The sequence below is a fragment of the Aetokthonos hydrillicola CCALA 1050 genome (genome assembly GCF_017591665.1).
Classification (GTDB): domain Bacteria; phylum Cyanobacteriota; class Cyanobacteriia; order Cyanobacteriales; family Nostocaceae; genus Aetokthonos; species Aetokthonos hydrillicola.
Genome location: NZ_JAAKGC010000057.1, coordinates 14,793 through 39,873, shown reverse-complemented (window position 1 = coordinate 39,873; position 25,081 = coordinate 14,793). Strand labels below are relative to the sequence as shown.

Here is a 25,081-nt window from a genome sequence, read left to right as displayed (position 1 = left end):
ACCTTGTTTGAGCAGTAATACTAGGCATTTTTTTAATTACGTCGATTAGTTACTAATATAGTGTACCTAATTAGATTTAGTCAATAGCCATTTTGACAGTTTTCCGAATTCTTCTAAACTTAATTCTTTCCTTGCTATACGTTCCATTGTTTCTGATACGGAATATCCTAAAAGACTTGCTATTTCTTGCCATCCATGCCACGCTACGTCTGTCATAAAAGGGTGACGCTTCTTTTTAGCTTCACCCCAAAACGGTTCTCTTGGTCTTAAATTCTCTAGGCTCATCTATTTCTCTATAGGTACATATTAATGATGCTACTATAGCAAAAACAGTATTCACTGAACTATGCCTAATTTCGCCTAACTTTTTCTTGTGCAGCGCAAGCGCCGATCGCTCCTACCATTAACGTGAAGTTTTGTCAAAAAGGCTCTCATATTCTGTTTCTTGGTTCAAGATTGAAGTACGTGACATCAGTTAGTAGCTCCTGAAGCAAGATTTGGAAATATCGCAGGAGCAAAAGCATTGCGTTTAAATCTCAGATTTAAAGCAGGAGATAGAATATCATGACACAGACGAATGCAGCTCGACTTTTAAAAGCGGTTAAACAAGATCAAGCATTAAAGGAAAAACTCAAAGCAGTATCTAACCCAGACGCCTTCATTAAGATTGCTAAAGAGCAGGGCTATGACTTTACTGTTGAAGAACTAGAGCATGAACTTAGTAAATTGTCTGAAGCAGATCTAGCTGCGATTGTAAACCCAGGAATGTCCCCTAGATACCACATCCACCCTAGGTAAGCCCCTGCGGGGAAGTCAAAAGTCAAAAGTCAAAAGTCAAAAGTCAAAAGTTGGGAGGAGGGGAGCAAGGAGGCAAGTTGCCCCATGCCCATTGTCCCTTACACCAAGGCTTCTGTTGTTTTCATCTGAAAAATTTTCTCAATCACATCTTCTACAACTTTATCGGGGGTAGAAGCACCGGAGGTAATTCCGACAACTATTTTTCCTTCAGGTAACCAGTTGTCGGTAATTTTTAACTCTCCATTTAATTGCCTATGTTCGATGCAATTTTCTGACTTAATTCGCTCAACACTATCAATATGATACGAAGTTAGTCCTCGCTGAATAGCGATTTGTTGGAGTTGTGTAGTATTTGATGAATTAAAACCACCGATCACTACTATCAAATCTAGCTCTTGTTCTACTATTTCCAACATAGCATCTTGTCTTTCTTGGGTAGCATCACAGATGGTATTGAAGCTTTGGAAATGCTCATTTAGCTGATGGGGACCATACTTCTTCATCATTGTATGCTCAAACAGCTTACCAATCTTTTCAGTTTCACCTTTGAGCATTGTTGTTTGGTTAGCAATGCCAATTCGCTCTAAATCTTTTTCAGGGTCAAATCCTGCTGAAATAGCTTTGCTAAATTTTGCTAAAAATTCGTCACGGCTCCCACCATTGAGAATGTAATCAGCAACATATTCTGCTTCTTGTAAATTCAGTAGAATCAGGTACTTGCCAGCAAAAGAACTAGTAGCAATAGTTTCTTCATGCTTATATTTGCCGTGAATTATCGAAGTGTAATCGCCCTTCTTGTGCTTTTCGACTGTATTCCAAACCTTAGAAACCCAAGGACAAGTTGTATCAACGATTGTGCATTTTTTATCATGAAGTAGCTGCATTTCTTGAACGCTGGCTCCAAAAGCAGGAAGAATAACAACATCACCAGCTTCTACAACAGAAAAATCTTTTTGACCGGCTTCAACTGGGATAAATCCTACTTCCATTTCACGCATGCGCTGATTTACGGAAGGATTATGAATGATCTCATTGGTAATCCACATGCGCTCAGTTGGGAAGTGTTTGCGGGTTTCATAGGCTATGGAGACAGCACGCTCAACACCCCAACAGAAACCAAAGGCTTGCGCTAGTTTGATAGTGACATCACCACGAACCAAGGAGTAATTATTGTCTCGAATCTGCTGAATTAAGTCACTCTGATATTCAGACTCTAACTGGGTAGCAACTTCTACTTGGTGACCAAACCCTTTACGATGATAGTTTTCTGAATGCTGGAGAGATCTTTTAAAAGCTTTAGTATCCATTGTTTTTTTCCATAATTGCTAGGTTTTATTGGGGCATGGGGCAGATAAACAGTTATCAGTTACCAGTTATCAGTTATCAGCCAAGAATAATATGTTGATCTCTGGGTTTAAGCCCCCTACCATACACCTTGATCACTGATAACTGTTTACTGTTCACTGTTTAAGAGTCCATCCCCCTAATTTTTCAGTTCCAGATGGCTGTATAATTGTAAGGCAGAACTCCAGACTAAATATCCTTGGGCGTTTAAGTGTAAACCATCAGTGCTAAGTTCTGGGCGGAGTTCGCCATGCTGATTAGCAAACAGAGGATATAAATCTAAATATTTGACGCCTTCGTTTGCTGCAGTGTTTTGTAATTGACGATTTAACTGACGAATGCGGCTATTGGAAACAGCTAGGAGTTTTTCACCCCCTTTCCAAATTGCTGATTCTCCTGCACGTGGCAAAATCGACTGGATGACGATCTGGGTTTTTGGATGCGCCCTTTGCAGGTAGAGGATGATTTGCCGTTGATTGTCTAAGATTATCTCATCACTAGCTCCTTTGATTAAGTCATTAATACCAATCATCACAAAAATCGTCTGAGGCTTGGTAACGTCGAATAATTTTAATCTTTTCAGTAGTCCAGTACTGGTTTCTCCAGAAATTCCTTGATTTAACCAATTTCTCTGTGTGGGTAGTAACTCAATAGGAAACCATAGACTCAGTGAATCTCCCGCGAGAATTGTTAAATTTTGCGGGTTTTTCTGTGCTGCTACCTTAGCTTCTTGTTGAAGGATGTCTAGCCATTGTTCATAAGTGAGTTGGTGTCTGAAAGTTGATTGGCGCGTGATGGCTTCAGTTTTGTCATTTGCCTTAGGGAATATTTTTGCTAAAAAAGCGGTCAATCCATGCTGTCGTAAAATAAGCACGATGACCGCCAGAATCAATATGAAATTTGTTACTAAGGAAAAAAATGCCCAAGGAGGAATTGTCTTTACTGGAGTAGACACAACTAGCAAGATTAATCAAGAGGAGTCAGAAGACAGAATTCAGGAGTCAGAATACACCACCTAGAAAAGGATGGTGTTTTAAAAAAAGTTTCGACCCCTGTCTCGTCCACAAGGGATGAGGTTTTAAACCAGTATTTATTCTGACTCCTGTCTCCTGACTCCTGAATTCTGTTTGATAAATTATACTACTTGTTACCAACACTGATGCGATCGCCAAATTCTTCGTTGTAACCTTCTTCTCCGTGTTCGTTAATATCCATACCTTGCAGTTCGGCTTCTTCTTTAACTCGCAGACCGACTGTAACGTCTAGAATTTTTAAAATGATCCAGGTTCCAACTCCTGCAATGATGTAGGCTACGAGGATTGCCCCTATTTGGATTACCACTTGTTTTGGGTTACCAAACAAAAGACCATTTGCACCGGCTGAGTTAACAACCTTGGTGGCAAAAATTCCTGTGAGGATTGCGCCTACTGTACCACCAACACCATGTACAGGAAATGTATCCAAGGCATCATCTACATGTACTTTATGCTTAAAACTCACAGCATAAAAGCAAACGAGAGCAGTTATTGCGCCTATTAAGATTGCTGCAAGAGGAGTGACAAATCCCGCTGCTGGGGTGATACCAACTAACCCTGCAACGGCTCCTGTAGCTGCACCAACTGCTGTTGGTTTACCACGCAAGACTTTTTCTAAGATTAGCCACATTAAAGCAGCAGATGCGGCTCCTGTATTTGTAGCAACAAAAGCAGCTGTTGCTAATTGACCAGAAGCTAAAGCACTACCGGCGTTGAACCCAAACCAACCAAACCATAGTAAACCTGCTCCCAATAGAATAAAGGGAACGTTGTGAGGAGGGCTAAGACGGTCAGGATAGGTTTTTCTAGGTCCAAGAAAGATCGCTGCTACTAAAGCTGAAACACCAGAGCTGATATGGACTACTGTTCCACCGGCAAAATCGAGAGCACCTAAGCCACCGTACAAGCCTAAAAACCCACCTTTAGCCCATACCATGTGAGCAAGGGGAGAGTAAACGAATGTTGACCAGAGCAATACAAATAAAGAGTAGGCTGTGAAATTCATTCGTTCTGCGATCGCACCCGAAATCAAAGCTGGGGTGATAATAGCAAACATGGCTTGATAAATCATGAATGCTTGGTGAGGAATCGTTGCCGCATAGGAAACTACTTCAGCTGGTTTCCCACCTTTGAGATAATCTGTTAACTCGTACCCAACATGATTCAACCCTAGCCACTCCAAGCCACCGATGAACGGGTTACCAGGAGCAAATGCAAGGCTATAGCCCCACAAAATCCAGGTAACTCCCACTATCGCCATCAGTACAAAGCTCATCATTAAGGTATTGAGGATGTTGCGCGATCGCACAAATCCCCCATAGAAAAAGGCAAGCCCTGGTGTCATTAATAAAACAAGGGCTGATGAAATCAACATAAATGCCGTATCAGCAGCACTTTGAGCTGTCTCCGCAGCACTTTGAGCTTTAGCAATCGCCGCGTTTAAATCAACAGGCGCAGCTAAAGCATCGCCTATTAATGGTCCACCTAGGAACAAAAGGGCGAGCACCACTATCTTTACAACGTTCTTCAACACTTCTTTCGGTTCCCTCCGCGTCAAGAATTTTGTTGTTTTATGACAAGTAAATAGATTTCAGCAATTTTTGTACATCTTATTCAGTATGAAAAGTTACTAAATTTTTAATGCTCTGAAAGCTTAAAAGAAATATACTTCTTTTTGTCGTTGCCAACTTTAAAGAATTGTGTAATCATTGAAGGCTATAGATATTTTTTTCTTTATACAATGCCTATACTGCGTGTAGTAGAAATGACTATTTGAAGCCGTGCGTGTAACGTGTCATCTGTCGGCTTACTTTGTATGATGGCTTAGAGAGTTAGCAACCTCAAAAATTAACGCGGCGATAGATTTCAGCCAGAGGAATTTCTACGTTCAAACTCTGTAAAATGACCGCCCTCTCAAGCTTAGAGTGAACTTGCAACAACCAACGATCATTACTGTTAGGCTCCTGAATGTAATATTGCTCAATGTATGGTTCAGTTTGGCTTACAAGGAGATATTCACAAAAGCTGGCAATAGAACGATATTTTCTGAACTTTTCGCCTCTATCATAAGCTTCAGTGGAGGGGGATAAAACTTCGACAATGAGTAAAGGATTGAGAATTTCATCATTCCGGTTCTCATTGAACTCTGGTTTTCCATTAACAACCATTAAATCGGTATAAGTACCACACTGGTATTCAGGAATCCAAACCCGCAAGTCACTGTTATATAAACGAAAGTCAGTATCTCGGAGCAAAAACCCCAGGTAAATTAATAAGTTGCTAGCTATCGCACTGTGGACTTCAGAACCCCCCGACATAGTAATAATTTCTCCGTTGCGGTACTCATGGCGTTCTGGATTGGTTTGTTCCATCGCCCGATACTCGTCTAATGTGAGACGAGTTGTTACTGCATCTGGGGGGCTGGTTTGAGCAAAGACCACAATCAGACCTTTGAAATAGTTTACTCTAAAACTATTATCTGTAATTAGACCAAGAATTGCGAATTTTATGAAGAAACAGTGAAGGCGATCGCGTGACTGGTTATTGTGCGATCGCTTTATATTGCTCAGCTTAGTTCTGAGTGTTGCTTGTACCGTTCCAGACCCTACCTGCTCGCGTTACTACTGCGCCGCCGCAGTAGCATAAAATTGAGCAGAGTAATGCTAACATTGGAGATACTCACGAGGCATGTAAAAAGCTAATATTCATTGTCTCTTTTTATACAAAAAACAGCCTTTATTGATGAATATAACGCCATCTCCTGAGCAGCGCAAAAATCTTAGAGATGCCTTAATTAGTGCCTTTCCTGATAAGTCATCACTCGATCAATTATTGTATTATGAGCTAGATAAAAACTTAAACGAAATTACTAAGGATAGCAATTTAGAAGTAATTATTTTTGAGTTAATCAGAAGGGCAATAGCCGAGGGATGGCTTTTTAAGCTGGTTGGTGCTGCATACAAAGAAAGACCTGGAAACTTAAGGCTACAAAGTATTGCTCAGGAATTGTTATCAAATCAGATTTCAACTTCTGCTTCTGACAAAACTCCTCAGCAAGAACCTATATTTCCTTCGCCTGATATTTCCACAAACCCCAGTGTTCAGCAACAGAAAATACTAGTGTTGGCAGCAAACCCGATTGGTACTAGTGGGTTGCGTCTAGACGAAGAGTTACGTGAAATTAAAGAGGGATTAAGAAGGGCGAAAGTACGAGAGCAATTTTTGATAGAGTCTGCCGAAGCAGTACGCTATAGAGATATTCACCGCGCTGTGATGGATTTTGCCCCGCAAATTATCCATTTTTCAGGACACGGCTCAGAACAAGACGGTTTAATATTTGAGGATGTAACAGGACAAGCAAAGTTCGTAGATCCTCTAGCACTGGCTGGATTATTTGAGTTATTTGCTGATCATGTTCAATGTGTAGTGTTAAATGCTTGTTACTCAGAGGTTCAAGCGAGGGCGATCGCACAACATATTGACTACGTGATCGGGATGAGCCAAGAAATTGGCGATCGCGCAGCAATAGAATTTGCAGTCGGGTTTTATGATGCTCTCGGTGCAGGAAGAAAAATCGAATTTGCATATAAACTAGGGTGTAACCTAATTCGTATAGCGGGGATAACAGAAGAACTGACGCCTAAACTGTTTTTGAAAAACAAGTTAAATGAGGTTTCTTCTAGTTCTGATAGACAAGCTTTTGGTGAAAGAGCAATTGTTGAAAATGCACGCTCTAATAATATTACCCCCCAGAAGGAACTACTAGTTTTTCAGTTTGACGTGGTAAGGGTAAATGCTCAAGGAAGGGAAATTGAGCGAGTAAAACGTCAAGCCCAATACTTTACAGAAAATTTGGGTAATAACGTTACCTTAGAAATGGTCGCTATTCCCGGCGGAAAATTCCTCATGGGTTCACCAGAAGATGAAGCTGAACGTTATGAGAGAGAAAGTCCGCAGCACGAAGTCACTGTTCCGCCATTTTTTATGGGTAAGTACCCTGTTACTCAGGCGCAATGGCGGGCTGTAGCGGTTTTACCCCAAGTTAATCGAGAACTCAACCCTGAGCCCTCACATTTTAAAGGCAATAATTTACCGGTAGAACAAATTTCTTGGTATGAAGCGGTAGAATTTTGTGATAGGATATCGAAACATACAAAAAGACACTACCGACTTCCTAGTGAAGCAGAGTGGGAGTATGCTTGCCGTTCTGGCACGACAACCCCGTTCCACTTCGGTGAGACTATTACTCCGGAGTTAGTGAACTACGACGGCACATATACATACGGCTCGGCTTCTAAAGGAGAGTATCGGAAAAAGAGTACACCCGTAGGCAGCTTTCTGGCGAATGCATTTGGGCTGTACGATATGCACGGCAATGTGTGGGAATGGTGTACAGACCACTGGCATGACAGCTATGAAGCCGCTCCAATAGATGGAAGACCTTGGACGGACAAAAAAGATATTAATAATAATTCTCAATTAGAGCGGATGCTGCGCGGTGGCTCCTGGTACTTCGATCCTTGGCTTTGCCGTTCGGCGTGTCGCTACCGCTACGTTCCCGACCTCAGGACCTACGACCTCGGCTTTCGGGTTGTGGTTTCCGCTGCGAGGACATAATTCTTTACACTCTTGCCCTTTGTCCTCTACACTTTTTCTTTTTCACTAGCCCCCGCCGAAGGCGGTCGATATTTTTTTATTTTGGCACGACTATTAATAGTATCGGAGACGTGGTAGATTTTGTCAAGTAGTTTTTTATTTGTTCGTAGTTGCGCTTTAGCGCTCTATAATTTAGCGCTAAAGCGCAACTACAAACCTTTTAAATTATTTTTACTCAGATGCAAGATCTACCGATTGTCCAAAAAACTTACGACTTGATTAGATGGTATGTCCCTATTTTAGATCGCCTACCGAAAAACCACAAATTTGGTTTAGGCGACAGGATGATTGCTGGACTTTACGATTTGCTAGAAGGACTTATCTTAGCACGATACGCTCAAGAAAAATTGGCTCAACTAGAAGTCTTGAATGCTAAATTAGACATTCTGCGCCATCAAACCAGACTATTATTAGATTTTCAGCAATTCGATGAACGACGGTACGAATATGCTGGCGAACTCATCAATGAAATCGGTAATGAACTCGGTGGCTGGATTAGACAACAACGCCAAAAGGCTAAAAGATGAAACGATACGGCAATCTTTATCCTCAAATTACAGACTTTAGCAATCTAATATCAGCATCGCGCCAAGCACAACGAGGAAAACGATTTCGAGACAACGTTTTAAAATTCAACTATAACCTCGAAGCAGAACTAGCAAAAATTAAAAGAGAGTTACAGTCAAAAACCTATCAACCAGGACGCTACAAAACCTTTGAGATTTGTGAACCCAAACCGCGCCAGATTTCTGCTGCACCTTACCGAGATAGAGTAGTACATCATGCTTTGTGCAATATCATAGTACCAATTTTCGAGAGAACTTTTATCGCTGACTCCTACGCCAATCGTTTAGGGTTTGGCACTCACCGTGCTTTACGTCGTTTCACCAGCTTTGCTCGTTCTAGTCGTTATATTCTCCAATGCGATATACGCAAATATTTTCCTAGTATTGACCACGAAATATTAAAATCACTTTTACGCCGTAAATTGAAATGTCACGATACCCTTTGGTTAGTAGACACAATTATAAATAGCAGCAATCCTCAAGAGCCAATAATTGAACATTTTCCTGGAGATGATTTACTTTCTCCATTGGAACGCAGAAGAGGGCTACCCATTGGCAACCTTACCAGCCAATTTTTCGCCAACGTATATTTAAACAGCTTAGATCATTTTATTAAAGAGCAACTTAAAGTTAGCAAATATCTTCGTTACGTTGATGATTTTGCTTTATTTTCAGACGATTACGGATTTTTAGCAGAAGCACGAGTCGCAATAGAAGAACATTTGATTAAACTCAGGCTGAAGCTTCATCCAGTCAAAAGCCAATTATTTGAAACCCGACATGGTGCTAATTTTTTAGGATTTCGCGTCTTGCCTGACAAAATCAGAGTACGATCTGAAAATTTGAGAAGAGCACGGCGGAGATTACGGCAGTTGCAAAGAGACTATGCTCAAGGTAGAATTAGGCTTCAAGACGTAAGTTCCTCAATTCAGAGTTGGCAAGCTCACCTTGCTCATGGCGATACTTGGCAGCTACGTCAACAGATATTCGCATCTCTTGTATTTACAAGAGAGTGAAGAAGGGGTAAGCACTTTCGGATGCTGCGCGGTGGCTCCTGGAACAACAATCCTAGGAATTGCCGTTCGGCGTGTCGCAACAACAACGATCCCGACAACAGGAACAACAACATCGGCTTTCGGGTTGTGGTTTCCGCTGCGAGCGCTGCTTTATGCCAGAGTCGGCGTATGGGAATGCGTCGAGCGTGTTAAAAGCAGTCCAGACTTACTCCTGTGATATTGGTGACGGTATCCGAAAATCAAACTGGGTTGGGTAGTCTGGTAGGTGTAAAAGCTGAACGGTTACCCTACCATATCCTAAAACAATGGAGCATTGTACAAAATTTGGTTTAGACGACAGCTTTTATTTTGAGTTAAAACTCTTCGTCTAATTTGTTAAGTATATCTGCTAAGTCTCTGGCTCCATGAAATACCCGAAGAATCTCAACGTTACTCTCTTGAATACGATAAAAAATTAGATAATCCCGAAAATCTTTAATGCGCCATTGTCGGATTTCACCCAATCTCAACACTACCGACTGGGTCACCTTTCCCATTCCAGGAGTCTTTTGCAACTGAGCAAACGTCAGTTCCGCAGCACTCAAAAATTTAACTGCGGCGTCCGCATTCCCATTTAACAATATATAATTTGCCAGATGACGTAAATCTTGGGTTGCACGGTCTTTGACAATTAACCGATAATTCATTTGTCTTTTGGGTTCTCCTGGCTGTTCTGACCTAAAACGGTAGAACGCAAATTCTCCCAATATTCCGGTGTAACTTCTTGCCCTTGAGAATCAATACCTTCGAGTAAAAGTTCTTCTAACTTTGCTTGTGCGTTGCGTTTTTGGTCTTGCTTTACTAAATCCAGAAAATATTCGGCAACGCTGCTATAAGCACCTGCGATCACTTGTGCTTCTACGTAAACACGCACCTCATCAGGTATATCAATAGTGATGTTCATCAGCGCTCTTGCATAACTACCTTCACTATTTTAGCTGCCAACACTTGTTGATGAATCGCCAACTTGGATTTTTGGGGTAGGGTATCCTAGGACGCTGCGTCAAGTTCGAGGAAAAAACATGATAACTAAAACACTTATTAATGCTAGAAATACTCCAATTAAGTCATAGCGATCAGGAGCTATTCCGTCTATCTTCCAACCCCAAAGCATTGCCATTGCAATAAAAACACCACCGTAAGCAGCGTAAACTCTGCCAAAATTCGCGGGTTGGAGAGTCGCGATCGCTCCATACATAGCCAGAGCAACTCCACCGCAAACCCCCAACCACACCGACTTACCTTCGCGCAACCACAACCACACCAAATAGCCACCGCCAATTTCAAATAAGCCTGCGAACATAAAGTACAACAGGGACTTGACTATTTGTGTCGTCAAAAATTGGGACATATTTGGACATCCAAAGTTTTTTATAGTTCCCTTAAATTGAAAGGGCGAACAGCGTTCGCCCCTACAAAATGCAAAATCCCTTTTATTCTTTCGCCAGTCGCACTGAATTCATTCTGACTCCTGACTCCTGACTTCTGAATTCTTGTTAAAGGCTTGTATCGTTGAATGCTGAGCCGGAAGGCGTAGCGGATTGACTAATAACATATTCAGGGTAAGCTGAAATGCCATGTTCATGTAAATCCAAACCTTCGATCTCGCCTTCTTTGGATACGCGCAGCGTACCAGTCAAATTAATTAAATACATCATCCCCATTGCTACAGCGAATGTAGACACGGTAACGATCAAGCTACCAATAATTTGGGCGCTCAAAACTTGTATGCCACCACCGTAAAATAGACCTTTCAACGGTGCTGAGACATCAGGTGCAATGGGACCACTTGCGCCAAATTCACCAGTGGCAAATAAGCCCAGTGACAAAGTTCCCCAGATACCGCAAAAACCATGTACTGGAACCGCGCCAATGGGATCGTCAATCCGAAGCCATTCTAAAAGGTCAATCCCCAGAACCACAATTACACCTGCGACTGCTCCGATAATGATCGAGCCGGTTGGATTTACCCAATAACAGGGACATGTGATGGCAACTAACCCTGCCAAAAAGCCGTTGACTGTGAAACTCAAATCCCACTTCTTAGTTTTTGGATAGGCAAAGAACAATGCTGAGAGTCCAGCAGCACATGCAGCCAAAGTTGTGTTAGCAGCAACGCGCCCAGTTCCTTGGAAGTCCATAGCTGAGAGAGTTGAGCCTGGGTTGAATCCGTACCAGCCAAACCACAAGATCAATCCACCAGATGCAGCAATTACAAGGTCATGGGGCAACATCGGACCACCACCATCACGCTTAAATGTACGACCTAAACGTGGTCCCAATGCGATCGCACCTGCAAGGGCAATAAAACCTCCAATAGTGTGAACAACTGTCGAGCCTGCAAAGTCGTGGAAGCCAGTTCCTACAAACGGTAGAAAATTGCCCTTACTGCCCATTGTTGCCAGAAAACCGTCTGGTCCCCAAGCCCAGTGACCGATAATTGGGTAGATAAATCCAGAAACACCAATACTGTAGAGAAGATCGCCAATAAACCCTGTACGCCCAATCATCGCACCAGAAGTAATTGTCGAACATGTGTCTGCAAAAGCAAACTGAAACAACCAATATGCGAGGAAAGCGACACCTGTACTTTCATAAGTTGCAGGAGCACCTTGCAAGAAAAACCAATTCAATCCAATGAAGCCGTTTCCATGACTAAACATGAAGGCAAAGCCCCAAGCATAGAAGAGTAATCCGCAAAGACAGGTGTCAACTATGCACTCCATTAAAACGTTGACGGTTTCACGAGAGCGACAGAAACCGGCTTCTAGCATCGTAAAGCCTACCTGCATGGCAAATACTAGGAAGGCTGCAAGCAATGTCCAGAGGGTATTAATTGGGTTGACAATGTCATTACCCTTGAGTACTGGATCAGCCGCAAGAACTGGTGTTCCAGCTACAGTTGAAATGAGGGTAAAGGCAGCAAATAGAATCATCAGAGCCATTCCCTTACCTAGCAGTAGTAAGTAAGCGTAACGCCTCCACTCTTTGTCACGTAAACGCTTTCCCAATCGTGCCAGCTTATTAACTTGTCCACCTTGCTCAACACTCATCGGCAATTTTCTCAATCCAGTTTTCCTCTGGCTCTTGAGGCGGAAAAAGCCTTTTTTCAGTGAGGTAGATCTTGCTTGCTGAAAAAATTCCCAAAAGCCGATTACCAGATTGCGAATTATGTTGAGATAAACCAAGCTCTTTGTTGCCAAAGAATTAACAACTTTAAACAAAAGACTTTTACGTCTATTCCTGTTGTTATCCACTAAGTCCAACCTCCATTGAAGTATTTTTTCTTACATGAACTTCATCTCTATCTAGTTAGAAAGGTTACCAATAAAGGAGATGAAGGCATTTATGTTAAATTAACTGACCATCATTGTGTTGAAGGTAAAGTTAAGGTTTTATCAAACAGAATTCAGGAGTCAGGAGCCAGGAGTCAGAATGATAAATACTGGTTTAAAACCTTGTCGCTGGTGGACGATACAAGGGTTGAAACTTTTCTTAAAACACCATCCCTTTATGCGTGGTGCATTCTGAATCCTGAATTCTGACTTCTGACTCCTTTTTATTACGTTAGAAAAAATACACTGCTCACGTTAGCATAGACAAGGTTTTTAGCAAGGAATTTACTAGATCTTCTCAAGGCAAAAAACCCTAACTTTGAGGAAGATCTGAACTTTTCCTTACTGGAATGACCTGTTTGGTCTATGTTGCACTTTTAACGAACCTAAATTCAGATAAATTTGACTAATTGTCTATTTCTTTTACACCAAAAAACTGTATTAGGAAATACAGTTTTTGTTAAGTTTTGTCGCACTCAAGCACCCCCATAACATAAGACATAACAACTTGATCCATCTAGAGTATATAGGAATGGAGTTTAATTTTTGAACAGGATTAAGAAAAAATACTTCACTAATTATTCTGATTTTCGGGACGCGCCAAATGTTATAAATATTACGGCAAAATATACCGGTGTCTTGACAAAAACCCGCAAGACACCGTCAATTGCTTTAATGAAAGAGATTTTGTATTTTTAACTAGAAGAACTCAGGAGTCAGGAGCCAGAATTCAGAATTTACCTGAGTGCGACTGGCGGATAGCGCAGCTGTCTTCGAGTCCGCGAGCATCTGAGTAAAGGGGTTTAAATCCCCACTGTCTACACGGTGTCTACAATTGGATGGGAATTCAGACCCCATCCAATTGTTTCTGACTCCTGAATTCTGACTTCTGAATTCTTCTTCAATGACTATCAAGTCTGTATTGCAAAATACAATTTTATTTTAGTTTACAAAAAAGTAGCCTGAAAGTCCCAGATTTAAGTCCGGGGAGTGTCAAGAATGTTAATATTCAGCTTTTGCAAAACACCCCAATTTAAAGCTAAGGGAATCGTCAATGGTTGAGATGTTTCAGGTATTGTTCATAACCCAGTTGTTCTAGCTTGGCTTGCTTTTCCATGACGGATTCTAATAAGTTTTGACGATACTCTTGTACCTTCTTCTGTAATTCTTCTTGCTGAGTGGCAAGAATTTGTATTGCCAAGAGTCCAGCATTTTTAGCGTTACCGATCGCAACAGTTGCTACTGGGATACCTGCGGGCATTTGAACAATTGAATACAAAGAATCAACTCCTTGTAGATGACGGGTAGCCACAGGCACACCAATCACAGGAAGCGGGGTTAAAGAAGCTACCATTCCTGGTAAATGAGCAGCACCACCTGCACCAGCAATGATCACTTTAATACCACGTTCGTGAGCAGTCTTTGAATACTCCACCATACGTTCTGGTGTACGATGGGCGCTAACTATCGCTACTTCAGTCGGTATACCAAATTCTTCGCAAACTGCGATCGCGTCTTGCATAGTCGGTAAATCTGAATCACTGCCCATGATAATGCCAATAAGAGGTTGAGTCATAAGGGGATTGGGGATTGGGTACTGGGTACTGGGGATTGGGGATTGGGACAAAAGAAGCTAGTCTTAGAAGTCGGCGGGAATAAAGTTAGATAATAGGTAAAAACCTTGCAACTTAAGAGTTCTTACTTTTTAGTTCCCACTCCCAGTCCTGAGTCTCCTAAAAATGATGATTGAAGCACAACAAGTAGATATTATCAATGCTAGAGTCGTTGGTTACAAAGATTTACAGACGCTCTTGGTTAATTCTCAGGGCATAATTGAGCGTATTATCCCAACGGATACAGCTGCCAAGCAGTTTAGATCAACTGATAGAGAAGTATTGGATATTGCCGGGGACTGGATTTCTTTAGGTGGTGTGGATTTGCAGATTAACGGTGCGCTGGGATTGGCATTTCCCGATTTGACTAGGGAAAATTCGCACGTTTTACGAAAAATTGCTCAATTTCTGTGGGATATGGGGATTGATGCGTTTTTACCAACAATTGTGACAACTTCGGTAGAAAATATTCAGCGATCGCTGGCTGTGATTGCTGATTTCATGAACCTCACCACCAAATCCTCTTCAAGAGCAACAGCGCAAATTTTAGGAGTGCATCTAGAAGGACCATTTTTGAATTTTGAAAAGCGCGGAGCACACCCAGCTCAATACCTCTTGCCATTAACTTTAGAAGAGGTCAAGCGGGTTTTGGGTGATTACGCTAATATTGTAAAAGTGATTACACTAGCCCCAGAGTTAGATTCATCTGGGCAAGTGATCCCATATTTACGCTCTCTAGGTATCACCGTGAGTTTGGGACATTCACTGGCAACAGAAAATGAATCGCGGTGTGCTTTTAAACTAGGTGCAAGCATGGTAACTCATGCCTTCAATGCTATGCCCTCGCTGCATCACCGTAAACCAGGATTATTAGGTGCAGCAATCACGCAGCCTGGTGTGAGGTGTGGTTTTATTGCTGATGGTGAGCATGTTTGTCCAACTATGCTCGAAATTCTACTACGAGCTAGTGATTATGAACAGGGTCTTTTTCTTGTTAGTGATGCTCTCGCACCTCTAGGATTACCCGACGGAGTTTATCCTTGGGACAATCGGCAAATTGAAGTAAAAAACGGTACAGCAAGATTACCAGATGGGACGTTATCTGGAACAACATTACCTTTGTTGGTAGGAGTGCAAAATTTGGTGAAATGGGGGATATGCGACGTTGAAAGGGCGATCGCACTAGCAACGAATGCACCTCGATTAGCAATTGGTTTACCAGGAATTGCTGAGGGACAAGAAGCTAACTTATTACGATGGCGTTTTGATGAAGCTAGCCAAGAACTATTTTGGCAAAGACTAAAGAACTTCTAAATTCTGACTCCTGAATTCTGACTCCTGACTCCTTCTTTAAGATATCATTTTTTGGGAAATCCCTTAAAGATTGAGTTTGTGTGAGTGAACTTAGCCTGTTCGCGCAGCGTCTCTTTTTGGGAAAAGGCACACAGGTGACAAACGTATCGGAGATTTTTAGATGAACGTAGCTGACGATAAAGCAATTGTTAAAGACTATTTCAATTCCACGGGTTTTGACCGTTGGAAACGGATCTACGGTAATGGTGAAGTTAACAAAGTTCAGCTAGATATTCGCTATGGACATCAGCAAACTGTGGATACCGTTATAGGCTGGCTAAAAGCTGATGGTAATTTACCAGAACTATCCATCTGTGATGCTGGGTGTGGTGTAGGTAGTCTTAGTATTCCCTTGGCTGAAGCAGGAGCAAAGGTTTACGGTAGCGATATCTCTGAAAAAATGGTGGAAGAGGCGAAAGACAGAGCACAACAAACTTTAGGGAATGGTGAAAACCTCACTTTTGCGGTGCAGGATTTAGAAACGTTAAGTGGTAGCTACCATACAGTTATTTGTCTAGATGTTCTGATCCACTACCCTCAAGAAAAAGCAGATGAAATGATTTCTCACCTGTGTTCTATGGCTCAGTCACGAATAATTCTCAGTTTTGCACCAAAAACTTGTGCTTTAAGCTTATTGAAGAAAATAGGTAGTTTTTTCCCAGGAGCAAGTAAAGCAACTCGTGCTTATCTACACCGCGAGGCAGATGTGGTTAAAATTTTGGAGAGTAGAGGCTTTCATGTTCAACGACAATCGATGACTAAAACACGCTTCTATTTTTCGCGACTGCTGGAAGCGTCGCTTAAGTAAGGTTAAGATCGCAAGCAAAGCCCACATCTGAGGTGGAACGATGAAAACTGCTGAAAAATTAGCAACTGGTTGGTTGCTTACGCTCGGATTCATGTTTATGACATTATCAGTCTCTGCGGTAGTTGAAAGAAATAGCATATTACAGCAAATTTCGCCAGAAGAGCAAATTTCAACAGGCGCAGAAAATCAAGATTTTCCAAACACATATGCTGTTAGCGCACTTGAGAATACGGCTTTAAATGCTTTGATTTTTGGCGTTCCTACCTCAGTATTGGGAATATGGATGGCTTTGGGAATGTACCGTCAAAGTCGTCAAGAGAAAAAATTGATTCAGGAGCAGACGCGCGATCGCCTACAATCTCTTTTTTATCGCCTCATCCAAGAAAATCATGGGCGTGTCACTGTTTTAAACTTCGCAATGCAATCACAGCTAGCTCCGGCTATGGCAAAGCAATTCTTAGACGAACAAGCCAAACTTTTCAATGCTAATTTTAAAGTAAATGAAGAGGGGGGAGTCTCATACTATTTTGATCTTTAACTTGCTTTAGGAGCAGCTAAATGACGCAGATCTTCTTAAGCCTAGCGGCTATTCTGGGCGGTTTATCTGTTGCCGGTGGAGCTTTTGCTTCCCATGCTTTACGAGAAAAAATTAGTGAGCGATCACTAGAGATTTTTGAGACTGGCGCTCGTTACCAGATGTATCACGCTCTAGCATTGTTAGTTGTTGCACTACTGCTCAGTCGAACTCAGTCTCCTTCACCTACACTGGTAGCCAGTGGCTGGCTGTTTATCATTGGGATCGTTCTTTTCTCAGGTAGTTTGTATGCTTTGAGCTTAACTGGTGTTAAATCTTTAGGAGCGATCGCACCACTGGGAGGAGCAGCATTTATTGCTGGCTGGGGTGCTTTAGCTTTTGCTGCTTGGAGTGTGAAGTTTTAAACACAACTGTCAGCCTACTATATTAATGTTCCGAACAGTCTTTTATGTCAAACGGTAATAGTCTGTCACTGCTGGAAGAACGAGTCATTGGGGAAATGAATACGGTTAGAACAAATCCGGTGGCTTATATTCCTGTGCTGGAAAAGTATAAACAGTGCTTTGAAGGAAAGCAAGTTAAAATTTCCAGTCATACCTATTTGGAGACAAAAGAAGGAGTCAAAGCAGTTGATGAGGCTATTGCCTTTCTCCGATTAGTGGATCCTGTAGAACCTCTCAGTGTCTCTCAAGGGATGTGTTTGGCAGCAAGAGATCATGTAAAGGATCAAGGCAATAAAGGTATTGTTGGTCATTATGGGAGTGACGACAGTGATCCTTTTATCCGTATGAACCGCTACGGTACATGGTTAACCATTGCAGGAGAAAACATTAGTTACGGTTCACACGCACCAACAGATATAGTTATGCAATTAATTATTGATGATGGTGTACCTAGTCGAGGTCATCGAAAAAATATCTTTAACCCCGCTTTTAAGGTTACAGGGGTTGCTTTTGGGATTCATGCACAATATAGGCAGATGTGTGTTATTGCATTTGCTGGAGATTATACAGAAAAAATTTGATGATAAAAGTCGATAATAACCACAGCACTACAAATATTGTACGCCTTAATACTTACGTTCAAGGTGAAGGCTTTCCAATTGTTTGCCTACACGGTCATCCCGGTTCTGGTGCTAGCCTGTCTATTTTCACTAATCACTTATCAAAACGATTTAAAACTTTTGCTCCAGATCTACGAGGATACGGTCAAAGTCGCGCTGATCAAGATTTTGAAATGGGTGACCATTTAACCGATCTCGAAGCCCTTCTGGACAGGTTTGAACTGAAAAAATGTTTGATATTAGGATGGTCTTTAGGTGGTATTCTCGCAATGGAACTAGCACTAAAACTTCCAGAGCGTATCACTGGGCTAATTCTAGTTGCTACATCTGCTAGACCAATCGGCAATCACCCGCCTATTACTTGGCAAGATAATCTTTACACTGGTGTTGCCTCATTGTTAAGCTGTGTAAACCCAAATTGGCAGTGGAATATAGACACATTTGGTAAGCGATCGCTCTTACGCTACCTCATCCAACAACATACTCCCACAGCTTACCGCTACATTGCAACTGAAGCCGTACCAGCTTATTTACAAACCTCTGGAGCAGCAACTCGTGCTTTATACACAGCACTCAGAGGAAGGTATAACCGACTCGCAGATTTACAGCAAATACAATGTCCTGCTTTAGTTCTCAGTGGTGCCCAAGACTATCACATCACTGCTGATTCCAGCCGAGAAACATCTCAATATCTTCGTGACTGCGAATGGCGATGTTATCCAAATACAGCCCATCTTTTCCCCTGGGAAATTCCTGATCAAGTACTCGGTGACATCGATCAATGGCTATCTAAACAGTTACTCAGTGAACACTGATCAGTTAATCTTGATCTCTAGCAGTTATCAGTACCAGCAGTAGTTATCAGTGTTCAGCACGTATAGTGAGCGTGATAACTGATAACTGATAACTGATAACTGATATAAAGTAGCCTTGTAAATTTAACTACACCTGACCGCTAAAGACAGGCCTTACTTTGCGGTCAAACCTTTCCCCCAAGTCGTCTGCAACTGTTAAAGCGTCAGGTTTACAACGTTTCACATCAATAGCGATCCCCTGAGCACCTTCTTGTTCTAAATCTTCTACGTAGCCGTGAATGGCTGCTTTAGCCTCTTGAAGGCTAAGAAATGGACCGAAGTAGTAGGTGCAACGGGGATTCTGTGTTGCAATCTCTATCCACCAAGCTAAACCGAGATTGTGGAATATGTTAGTTGACAATTCCTTAAAGTTATTCCAAATGGGGTTCATGGTTTTCGCTGATTTTAAAAATGTAGTACAGGGTGATTAACGGTATGTTAGTTTTTCTGTTTCTTTACATTTCTTTATACTCTTTTATTCTTCTTTTTTCAAAGAAATTTTTGTTAATTTATCTAGGTGTAGTGTTGTAAGCCATCGTTGGCGATAGATCTCATAAAGTGCCATACCTGTTGCTACTGAAGCATTTAGACTGGGGATCTTACCCTGTAGGGGAATTGATACCAGAGCATCGCAAGAGCGTTGAGTCAACATACTCAAACCTTCCCCTTCAGCACCAACGACCAAAACGATAGGACCACTAAAGTTAACTGTATGCACTGGTTGACTGACAGTAGCATCTGTACCATAAATCCAAAAGCCAGCGGCTTTCAATTCTTCTAATGCACGTTGCATATTCACGACTCTAGCGACACTAAAGTTCTCTAGAGCACCAGCTGCTACTTTCATAACTGTAGATGTGATCCCAGAAGCCCTACGTTGGGGGATCACTAATCCTTGAGCGCCGATAGCCTCTGCGGTACGAATTATTGCTCCCAAATTATGTGGATCAGTAATACCATCAGCAGCAACAATTACGGGATCAGTGACGGATTTAGTCTGATTAATTAGCTCGTGCAAATCAATATAGGTATAGGGGGCAATTTGTGCAGCCACTCCTTGATGATTTGCCGCGTTAGTGATTTGGTCTAAGCGCTTAGGTTCAACTTCATCAATAATTGTACCATTTTCCTTCGCTTGTAAAATTAGAGAATGAAAGCGGGGGTCATAGCGCAAACGAGGAGTAATCCAAATACGGTTGAGAGTGCGCTCATTTTCTAGCGCGCTCAGAACTGGATGGCGACCATATATGAGATCGTTATCTTCTGTTTCTACAAGTTTTTTCCTTGATGCTATTGAATGGGAAATCTGACGATTTTTCGTTGAACGTGGACTCACTGGGAGAGTTGGTTCACCATTCTCTTTTTTGATTTTGCGGATGGGGTTAGAAACGACGCGCTTATCCTTAATTCTTAAGGATGGTCTACTATTCGCTTCACTAGGAGTCTTGATTTTCTTTTGTTTATTCGTCATATAAGCCTTAAATTGAGCATAAGAATAGGATTGCCTAGTCATTCGAAACTGAATCTGCTTTACTCATCCTGAGATCACGAGGTCATGATCCCTCTATTTTTCAAGATCTAGTTTTTGCAAGAGTTCTGTTAATCGCCCGAGATCGGTTAAATATAGGTAACCTATGAGAGTTTCTAAACTAGTTGCTTGTTGATAAGTTTTGGGATCAACACGCTTAGGGCGTCCTGTAGCGGCATTTCGACCCCGTCGGACAATTTCTAACTCGGTATCAAACAAATAAGGACTGAGCTTTTCTAAATACATTGCCTGCGTTTCCGCTCTCACCTGTGTCACTACCAAACGGTGGTAAGTTTCTGGTCGTTGCGGTGGCAATATATAAAAAGTCCTGACGTACAGCTCATAAACGACATCACCCAAATAAGCTAAAGCCGTAGGAGAAATTTGTTGCAGTTGCGTCTGGGAAATCTGCTGAGATAATTGCTCTCTGGTTACCTTTAATAATTGATACCAAGATTCATTTGGTTCATCTACTAGCTTTTCCTCCTGAGATTTCACAACTTCTCATTCCTCACAGGTTAGATTGGGAGACTTTTTGTGGGTAGATTCATTCTGCCCTGAGACTGCCGTGCTAGTCTACCACATATCATCAAAGCTAAAAAGACTACTTTTATATTTTATCTTTTTAATTCGGAGTCAACATCTTACCCCATTTTTATCAATTAAGGCACAAAGCATCAATTTAAGTCTGATTTTAGGCAAACTTCACTCTTTGCTGTTTTTCACTCCCTTTTCCTGGCCTGTACTTCACAAGCAATTAACTGCGTTTACAGGAACCAGTGACAAAGGCATAGGGTATGGCTCAGAGTATATAAACTATTCTACTTATTCTACAGATGTTAATACAAAATTTCAGCAATAATTAAGCTATCCGATTTGAAAATCTGGATAGCTAAATTAAGTGTTGGTAAAGCAATCAAGACGACTTGATTTGTTCTAAAGCCGCCGCAACTGTAGGTTGCAGCGCCAGAAATTTCTCTAGACGAACTAGCTTAACCGTTTGGGTCACACGAGCATTAGTGACAATTTGTAAGGTACCGTTGGCGTTGGCCAGCTTGGCTAGCTGGACGAGAGCACCTAAGCCAGAACTGTCAACAAAGTCTATTTGTGAGAGATCCAGAATAATATGCTTTGGACCCTCCTCAATTTTGCTACTCAGTATCTTACGAAATGTCGGCTCGGAAAAGGCGTCTAACAAACCTGTGAGGCGGAATAGCTGACAGTTATCCCGTACTTCTCGAGTGCCTCTGAGGCTTACAGTTAGATTAAGTGGCTCAGCAATAACTCCCTCCTTATATTATCGATAGCAAACGCTCAAGTATAATTGTTTTTTGTGCATATTGTCTACAATTGGCTGGAATGTACAGCGCTACAGGTAAACAATAATAAGCAAGACGTTGTTGTGCTTCCCAAGCTCTCCTTTTTCTGTGGAGTCATTGTTGCGCTCTTCGCATTGTTTGAACAAATTCCTCAAACAGGTAATCAGCATCATGAGGTCCAGGACTTGCTTCTGGATGGTACTGCACAGAGAAAACAGGTAGAGACTTATGACGTAAGCCAGCTACAGTGTGATCATTTAAGTTGAAATGGCTGATCTCCACGGTATTGACTGGTAAGGAATCTGGATCAATAGCAAAACTATGGTTTTGGCTGGTGATCTCTACTTGTTGTTTTAAGCCTGCTGGCTGGTTCAAACCCCTATGACCAAACTTAAGTTTGAAGGTTTCTGCTCCAAGTGCATGGCCTAAAATTTGGTGCCCCATACAAATGCCGAAGATGGGTTTGTTGGTTGAAAGCAACTTTTTAGCTGTCTCAATGCCTTCGGTAACAGCTGCTGGATCACCTGGACCGTTAGACAAAAAGATGCCATCTGGATTATATTCGAGAATCTCTTCTACTGTTGTATGCGCAGGAACAACAATGACGCGACAACCGTAGCTTGCTAGACGGCGCAAAATATTGCGTTTTACACCAAAATCAAGGGCAACAACTGTTAAGGGTTCAGCAGAATTTGCCACTGCCTCTGGGTTAAATTCCCAAATTGAGGTGGTGGGATCTGACCATTCATAAACAGTTGGGGTGGTGACTTCCTGAACAAGGTTCAATCCTTTCATGGATGGATATGCCTGTACCTGTTCTAGCAACTCGGCTTCATCCAAAATTTCTGTGGAGATCGCGCCGTTCATTGCTCCGCTTTGGCGAATTCTACGAGTGAGATCCCGGGTATCGATGCCGTAAATGCCAGGTATTTGGTGCTGTTTAAGATAGTCAGGCAAAGACTGTTGTGAACGCCAGTTACTTGGTCTGGTACAAATATTGCGCGCGATCGCACCTCGCGCTTGCGGTTTAAATGATTCTTCATCTTCCGCATTTATACCAGTGTTTCCCAATTCTGGATAGGTAAACACGATCATCTGACCACAGTAACTTGGGTCTGTTAGCACTTCTTGATACCCAGTCATGCCAGTGTTAAATACCACTTCCCCGATGGCCGTTCCTGTGGCACCAAAAGACCAACCGCGATAAATGGTTCCATCTGCCATCACGAGTACAGCAGGTATTCCGTCGAACAGGGACATAAGCTATTGATTTTAAGATTAATAAATGATTTTAGTTTTTGGCGGCTCACTGCGTTGGTTCGTTCTAGCTAAACGCTAACTTTTTTTGGTTGGAAAGCCATAAGAGGCAGTTAAGCTGGAATCAAACCCATCTATCTTTTCAAAATAAAAAGCACGCATACGCATTCAGGGCAGAGCCAGCACTGATTAATTCTAAGCTAGCGGTACAAATTTTGATTATCTCACGAGCTAATTATTTTTCAAGATAGAATTTAATTAATTAAAAATTAAGTTCTGCTTTGCAAGAGGGAGCAGCCCCTGCGGGGAAGTCAAAAGTCAAAAGTCAAAAGTCAAAAGTTGGGGAGCAAGGGAGTGAGTAGATACTCTCAGTCCTTAATGTCCCATGCCCAATGCCCCATGCCCCATGCCCGTTTCCTACGTATTTTCATCAGAAAAAATACCAAATCTTTAAACAGGTTTAGCAAATAGCAGTAGATTTGACGGCATTGGGACAGATAGAATGACCAAAGAAGACGCGGAGAGTGGGAGACAGGGCGACCGTCGCTTCTCCTGGCGGAGAGGCTTTGCCAACGCTCCAAATCAAAAGTCAAAGCTTCGGCTGCGCTCAGCTTTGATCCCGAGCGGAGTCGAGGGGTCAAAAGTCAAAAGTCACAAAACATTAAGAAGCTTACAAGCCTTTGAACTTAAGAAGCTTATAAGCCGCTAGATTAATTTATGGAAAAGGAAAAAAAATATATTTTTTCTGCTGAGTGCCTCAAAATACTGCGTCCTTGTTACTAGCACCATTATCTATTTATGGGGTTGGTCGTTTTGAATTTTGGCTTCCTGTAAGGTGGTGTGTCTCCCTAATACTAAGTTATGCTTCACTCTCTTTTATCCCGTACAGCACTTATTTTTTTATCAACTGCACTAGCGATTTTGGGGGTAGCCTGTAGAGACCAACTACAGTCTACCATAACTGGTGATAAACAACACAATGTTGTTGTTAAAAATAGTGCAGCTACTCCTCCAACCATAGCAGCTGAACCACCAGTCACTCCAACGGTTAGCACAGAGTTACCTTCTGGGACAGAATCAAATTCTTTTGAGGAGGGGCTAGATAAAGCTACTAGTGCTTTTAGTATAAGTCAATCTGCGAAATCAACAGAGGATTGGAATTTAGTAGCAAGCCAGTTTAAAGAGGCGATCGCGCTGATGAAAACAGTGCCTGCCAATAGTCCTTACTTCCCCAATGCCCAAACAAAAATCATAGAATTTGAGCGCCAACTAAATTACGCTGAAAAGCAAACCATTCAACCAATCAAACCAGCGAAGATAGTAGTTGGCTCTGCTGAACCACAAATTAATTCCCCTTTAGAAGAGGCATTTGAGTGTTCAGATGTCCGCTTAGTTGAAAATATTACTCAGTGTCCTCCTTTATCTAAAAAACAAAAGCTGCGAACACCAATAGCTAACGTAGCTCCCCCAAAACTATTGAAATCTCAGCAAGTATTTGTGGCTCCAATCACACGGAGGGTTGGAGGAACGCCAGTTATTAACGTCACTTTTAATGGGAACCAACAATTTGAGATGATATTAGATACAGGAGCTAGCGGAACTGTGATCACCCAACAGATGGCTTCTGAGTTGGGAGTGATGCCAGTCAGTAAAGCTAAAGCAAACACTGCTAGTTCCAAGGCTGTAGAATTTCCCCTTGGCTACGTTGATTCAATAGAAGTTGCTGGCGCTAAGGTGAATCAAGTAGCAGTGGCGATCGCTGGCTCAGATCTTGAAACCGGGCTTCTTGGACACGACTTTTTTGGCGATTACGATCTCACCATTAAACGCGACATTGTTGAATTTCGCCCACAATCAAAAGGGCAAATTAATTTTACAGGTTCAGTTATCAAATCTCCAACTGTAAACAAATCGCCATACTCTATCGAGTTCGGCCTAAAACCTGGAAGATAATTGAACAAGA

The 25,081-nt window shown here is 41.9% G+C and carries 28 protein-coding genes; 13 read left to right on the top strand and 15 right to left on the bottom strand.

Translation table 11 applies throughout. From position 1 onward, the window contains the following. Positions 1-66: 66 nt before the first annotated feature. On the bottom strand, positions 67-285 hold the full coding sequence (locus G4P69_RS24165; protein ID WP_208351744.1) for a hypothetical protein: 219 nt from the start codon (positions 283-285) through the stop codon (positions 67-69). Positions 286-564: 279 nt separating this feature from the next. Here G4P69_RS24165 and G4P69_RS24160 point away from each other — a divergent pair, with 279 nt between their 5' ends. Then, positions 565-798, top strand: coding sequence for a Nif11-like leader peptide family natural product precursor (locus G4P69_RS24160; protein WP_208351742.1), 234 nt, complete (start codon positions 565-567; stop codon positions 796-798). A gap of 98 nt (positions 799-896) precedes the next feature. On the opposite strand, the gene G4P69_RS24155 is transcribed toward G4P69_RS24160, so the two are convergent. Further along, complete coding sequence (locus G4P69_RS24155) at positions 897-2,105, bottom strand: 4-hydroxy-3-methylbut-2-enyl diphosphate reductase (protein WP_208351740.1); 1,209 nt, start codon at positions 2,103-2,105, stop codon at positions 897-899. Positions 2,106-2,281: 176 nt separating this feature from the next. Next, positions 2,282-3,076, bottom strand: coding sequence for an SGNH/GDSL hydrolase family protein (locus tag G4P69_RS24150; protein WP_310833868.1), 795 nt, complete (start codon positions 3,074-3,076; stop codon positions 2,282-2,284). Between G4P69_RS24150 and G4P69_RS40025 the strand changes: the two genes are divergently transcribed. Next, positions 3,036-3,161, top strand: coding sequence for a hypothetical protein (locus tag G4P69_RS40025; protein ID WP_279606313.1), 126 nt, complete (start codon positions 3,036-3,038; stop codon positions 3,159-3,161). The two genes, G4P69_RS24150 and G4P69_RS40025, sit on opposite strands and share 41 nt — an antisense overlap. A gap of 121 nt (positions 3,162-3,282) precedes the next feature. Here G4P69_RS40025 and G4P69_RS24145 read toward each other — a convergent pair whose 3' ends face one another. Next, positions 3,283-4,710, bottom strand: coding sequence for an ammonium transporter (locus tag G4P69_RS24145; RefSeq protein WP_310833808.1), 1,428 nt, complete (start codon positions 4,708-4,710; stop codon positions 3,283-3,285). Positions 4,711-5,017: 307 nt separating this feature from the next. Next, positions 5,018-5,617, bottom strand: a complete 600-nt coding sequence (locus G4P69_RS24140; protein WP_208351734.1) for a Uma2 family endonuclease — start codon at positions 5,615-5,617, stop codon at positions 5,018-5,020. Positions 5,618-5,918: 301 nt separating this feature from the next. Between G4P69_RS24140 and G4P69_RS39450 the strand changes: the two genes are divergently transcribed. From G4P69_RS39450 to G4P69_RS24120, 4 genes are all read left to right on the top strand, one after another. Beyond that, positions 5,919-7,793, top strand: a complete 1,875-nt coding sequence (locus tag G4P69_RS39450) for an SUMF1/EgtB/PvdO family nonheme iron enzyme (RefSeq protein WP_243903041.1) — start codon at positions 5,919-5,921, stop codon at positions 7,791-7,793. Between the two features lie 218 nt (positions 7,794-8,011). Then, complete coding sequence (avd, locus tag G4P69_RS24130) at positions 8,012-8,359, top strand: diversity-generating retroelement protein Avd (RefSeq protein ID WP_208345865.1); 348 nt, start codon at positions 8,012-8,014, stop codon at positions 8,357-8,359. Beyond that, positions 8,356-9,414, top strand: a complete 1,059-nt coding sequence (locus G4P69_RS24125; RefSeq protein ID WP_208351731.1) for an RNA-directed DNA polymerase — start codon at positions 8,356-8,358, stop codon at positions 9,412-9,414. The genes avd and G4P69_RS24125 overlap by 4 nt, the downstream gene beginning before the upstream one ends. A 21-nt stretch (positions 9,415-9,435) precedes the next feature. Further along, positions 9,436-9,606, top strand: a complete 171-nt coding sequence (locus G4P69_RS24120) for an SUMF1/EgtB/PvdO family nonheme iron enzyme (RefSeq protein ID WP_208351728.1) — start codon at positions 9,436-9,438, stop codon at positions 9,604-9,606. 161 nt (positions 9,607-9,767) lie between these two features. Here G4P69_RS24120 and G4P69_RS24115 read toward each other — a convergent pair whose 3' ends face one another. From G4P69_RS24115 to purE, 5 genes are all read right to left on the bottom strand, one after another. Further along, positions 9,768-10,100 (bottom strand): type II toxin-antitoxin system RelE/ParE family toxin, encoded by a 333-nt coding sequence (locus G4P69_RS24115; protein WP_208351724.1) that lies wholly within the window; start codon positions 10,098-10,100, stop codon positions 9,768-9,770. Then, positions 10,097-10,357, bottom strand: coding sequence for a ribbon-helix-helix domain-containing protein (locus G4P69_RS24110; protein ID WP_208351721.1), 261 nt, complete (start codon positions 10,355-10,357; stop codon positions 10,097-10,099). The genes G4P69_RS24115 and G4P69_RS24110 overlap by 4 nt, the downstream gene beginning before the upstream one ends. Before the next feature lie 99 nt (positions 10,358-10,456). After that, positions 10,457-10,804 (bottom strand): YnfA family protein, encoded by a 348-nt coding sequence (locus G4P69_RS24105; RefSeq protein ID WP_243903040.1) that lies wholly within the window; start codon positions 10,802-10,804, stop codon positions 10,457-10,459. Between the two features lie 145 nt (positions 10,805-10,949). Next, positions 10,950-12,710: an ammonium transporter gene (locus tag G4P69_RS24100; RefSeq protein WP_208351719.1), complete on the bottom strand. Its 1,761-nt coding sequence runs from the start codon at positions 12,708-12,710 to the stop codon at positions 10,950-10,952. 1,129 nt (positions 12,711-13,839) lie between these two features. After that, positions 13,840-14,364, bottom strand: a complete 525-nt coding sequence (gene purE / locus G4P69_RS24095; protein ID WP_208351717.1) for a 5-(carboxyamino)imidazole ribonucleotide mutase — start codon at positions 14,362-14,364, stop codon at positions 13,840-13,842. A gap of 166 nt (positions 14,365-14,530) precedes the next feature. Here purE and nagA point away from each other — a divergent pair, with 166 nt between their 5' ends. The 6 genes from nagA (at position 14,531) to G4P69_RS24065 (ending at position 18,975) form a co-directional block, all read left to right on the top strand. Then, the gene (nagA, locus tag G4P69_RS24090) at positions 14,531-15,715 is read left to right on the top strand and encodes an N-acetylglucosamine-6-phosphate deacetylase (protein ID WP_208345350.1); all 1,185 of its coding nucleotides are present in this window, start codon (positions 14,531-14,533) and stop codon (positions 15,713-15,715) included. A 160-nt stretch (positions 15,716-15,875) separates the two neighbouring features. Beyond that, a complete protein-coding gene (gene bchM / locus G4P69_RS24085; protein WP_208345345.1) occupies positions 15,876-16,562 on the top strand; it encodes a magnesium protoporphyrin IX methyltransferase in 687 nt (228 codons plus the stop codon). Positions 16,563-16,602: 40 nt separating this feature from the next. Further along, entirely contained in the window at positions 16,603-17,100 is a 498-nt protein-coding gene (locus tag G4P69_RS24080) for a hypothetical protein (protein WP_208345346.1), read from the top strand. A 20-nt stretch (positions 17,101-17,120) separates the two neighbouring features. Continuing rightward, entirely contained in the window at positions 17,121-17,501 is a 381-nt protein-coding gene (locus G4P69_RS24075; protein WP_208345347.1) for a DUF423 domain-containing protein, read from the top strand. Positions 17,502-17,545: 44 nt separating this feature from the next. Continuing rightward, on the top strand, positions 17,546-18,121 hold the full coding sequence (locus G4P69_RS24070) for a CAP domain-containing protein (RefSeq protein WP_208345348.1): 576 nt from the start codon (positions 17,546-17,548) through the stop codon (positions 18,119-18,121). After that, the gene (locus G4P69_RS24065) at positions 18,121-18,975 is read left to right on the top strand and encodes an alpha/beta fold hydrolase (protein ID WP_208345349.1); all 855 of its coding nucleotides are present in this window, start codon (positions 18,121-18,123) and stop codon (positions 18,973-18,975) included. The genes G4P69_RS24070 and G4P69_RS24065 overlap by 1 nt, the downstream gene beginning before the upstream one ends. Positions 18,976-19,102: 127 nt before the next feature. Here the strand turns inward: G4P69_RS24065 and G4P69_RS24060 are convergent, their stop codons facing one another. From G4P69_RS24060 to carA, 5 genes are all read right to left on the bottom strand, one after another. Then, complete coding sequence (locus G4P69_RS24060) at positions 19,103-19,405, bottom strand: DUF1816 domain-containing protein (RefSeq protein WP_208351715.1); 303 nt, start codon at positions 19,403-19,405, stop codon at positions 19,103-19,105. Between the two features lie 84 nt (positions 19,406-19,489). After that, on the bottom strand, positions 19,490-20,485 hold the full coding sequence (gene rlmB, locus G4P69_RS24055) for a 23S rRNA (guanosine(2251)-2'-O)-methyltransferase RlmB (RefSeq protein ID WP_208346246.1): 996 nt from the start codon (positions 20,483-20,485) through the stop codon (positions 19,490-19,492). A gap of 93 nt (positions 20,486-20,578) precedes the next feature. Continuing rightward, a complete protein-coding gene (locus G4P69_RS24050) occupies positions 20,579-21,040 on the bottom strand; it encodes a Mini-ribonuclease 3 (RefSeq protein WP_208351713.1) in 462 nt (153 codons plus the stop codon). Between the two features lie 418 nt (positions 21,041-21,458). Then, entirely contained in the window at positions 21,459-21,824 is a 366-nt protein-coding gene (locus G4P69_RS24045) for an STAS domain-containing protein (protein WP_208346131.1), read from the bottom strand. Between the two features lie 151 nt (positions 21,825-21,975). After that, the gene (gene carA / locus G4P69_RS24040) at positions 21,976-23,121 is read right to left on the bottom strand and encodes a glutamine-hydrolyzing carbamoyl-phosphate synthase small subunit (RefSeq protein WP_208351711.1); all 1,146 of its coding nucleotides are present in this window, start codon (positions 23,119-23,121) and stop codon (positions 21,976-21,978) included. A gap of 858 nt (positions 23,122-23,979) precedes the next feature. On the opposite strand from carA, the gene G4P69_RS24035 reads away from it, so the two are divergent. After that, positions 23,980-25,071, top strand: a complete 1,092-nt coding sequence (locus G4P69_RS24035; RefSeq protein WP_208345991.1) for a retropepsin-like aspartic protease family protein — start codon at positions 23,980-23,982, stop codon at positions 25,069-25,071. Positions 25,072-25,081: the final 10 nt, after the last annotated feature.

Excerpts from the sequence above, each read along its gene's own strand:
- G4P69_RS24165 (WP_208351744.1), bottom strand. The coding sequence starts at position 285 with ATGAGCCTAGAGAATTTAAGACCAAGAGAACCGTTTTGGGGTGAAGCT.
- G4P69_RS24160 (WP_208351742.1), top strand. The coding sequence starts at position 565 with ATGACACAGACGAATGCAGCTCGACTTTTAAAAGCGGTTAAACAAGAT.
- G4P69_RS24155 (WP_208351740.1), bottom strand. The coding sequence starts at position 2,105 with ATGGATACTAAAGCTTTTAAAAGATCTCTCCAGCATTCAGAAAACTAT.
- G4P69_RS40025 (WP_279606313.1), top strand. The coding sequence starts at position 3,036 with ATGAAATTTGTTACTAAGGAAAAAAATGCCCAAGGAGGAATTGTCTTT.
- G4P69_RS39450 (WP_243903041.1), top strand. The coding sequence starts at position 5,919 with ATGAATATAACGCCATCTCCTGAGCAGCGCAAAAATCTTAGAGATGCC.
- avd (WP_208345865.1), top strand. The coding sequence starts at position 8,012 with ATGCAAGATCTACCGATTGTCCAAAAAACTTACGACTTGATTAGATGG.
- G4P69_RS24125 (WP_208351731.1), top strand. The coding sequence starts at position 8,356 with ATGAAACGATACGGCAATCTTTATCCTCAAATTACAGACTTTAGCAAT.
- G4P69_RS24120 (WP_208351728.1), top strand. The coding sequence starts at position 9,436 with ATGCTGCGCGGTGGCTCCTGGAACAACAATCCTAGGAATTGCCGTTCG.
- G4P69_RS24115 (WP_208351724.1), bottom strand. The coding sequence starts at position 10,100 with ATGAATTATCGGTTAATTGTCAAAGACCGTGCAACCCAAGATTTACGT.
- G4P69_RS24110 (WP_208351721.1), bottom strand. The coding sequence starts at position 10,357 with ATGAACATCACTATTGATATACCTGATGAGGTGCGTGTTTACGTAGAA.
- G4P69_RS24105 (WP_243903040.1), bottom strand. The coding sequence starts at position 10,804 with ATGTCCCAATTTTTGACGACACAAATAGTCAAGTCCCTGTTGTACTTT.
- purE (WP_208351717.1), bottom strand. The coding sequence starts at position 14,364 with ATGACTCAACCTCTTATTGGCATTATCATGGGCAGTGATTCAGATTTA.
- nagA (WP_208345350.1), top strand. The coding sequence starts at position 14,531 with ATGATTGAAGCACAACAAGTAGATATTATCAATGCTAGAGTCGTTGGT.
- bchM (WP_208345345.1), top strand. The coding sequence starts at position 15,876 with ATGAACGTAGCTGACGATAAAGCAATTGTTAAAGACTATTTCAATTCC.
- G4P69_RS24080 (WP_208345346.1), top strand. The coding sequence starts at position 16,603 with ATGAAAACTGCTGAAAAATTAGCAACTGGTTGGTTGCTTACGCTCGGA.
- G4P69_RS24075 (WP_208345347.1), top strand. The coding sequence starts at position 17,121 with ATGACGCAGATCTTCTTAAGCCTAGCGGCTATTCTGGGCGGTTTATCT.
- G4P69_RS24070 (WP_208345348.1), top strand. The coding sequence starts at position 17,546 with ATGTCAAACGGTAATAGTCTGTCACTGCTGGAAGAACGAGTCATTGGG.
- G4P69_RS24065 (WP_208345349.1), top strand. The coding sequence starts at position 18,121 with ATGATAAAAGTCGATAATAACCACAGCACTACAAATATTGTACGCCTT.
- G4P69_RS24060 (WP_208351715.1), bottom strand. The coding sequence starts at position 19,405 with ATGAACCCCATTTGGAATAACTTTAAGGAATTGTCAACTAACATATTC.
- rlmB (WP_208346246.1), bottom strand. The coding sequence starts at position 20,485 with ATGACGAATAAACAAAAGAAAATCAAGACTCCTAGTGAAGCGAATAGT.
- carA (WP_208351711.1), bottom strand. The coding sequence starts at position 23,121 with ATGTCCCTGTTCGACGGAATACCTGCTGTACTCGTGATGGCAGATGGA.
- G4P69_RS24035 (WP_208345991.1), top strand. The coding sequence starts at position 23,980 with ATGCTTCACTCTCTTTTATCCCGTACAGCACTTATTTTTTTATCAACT.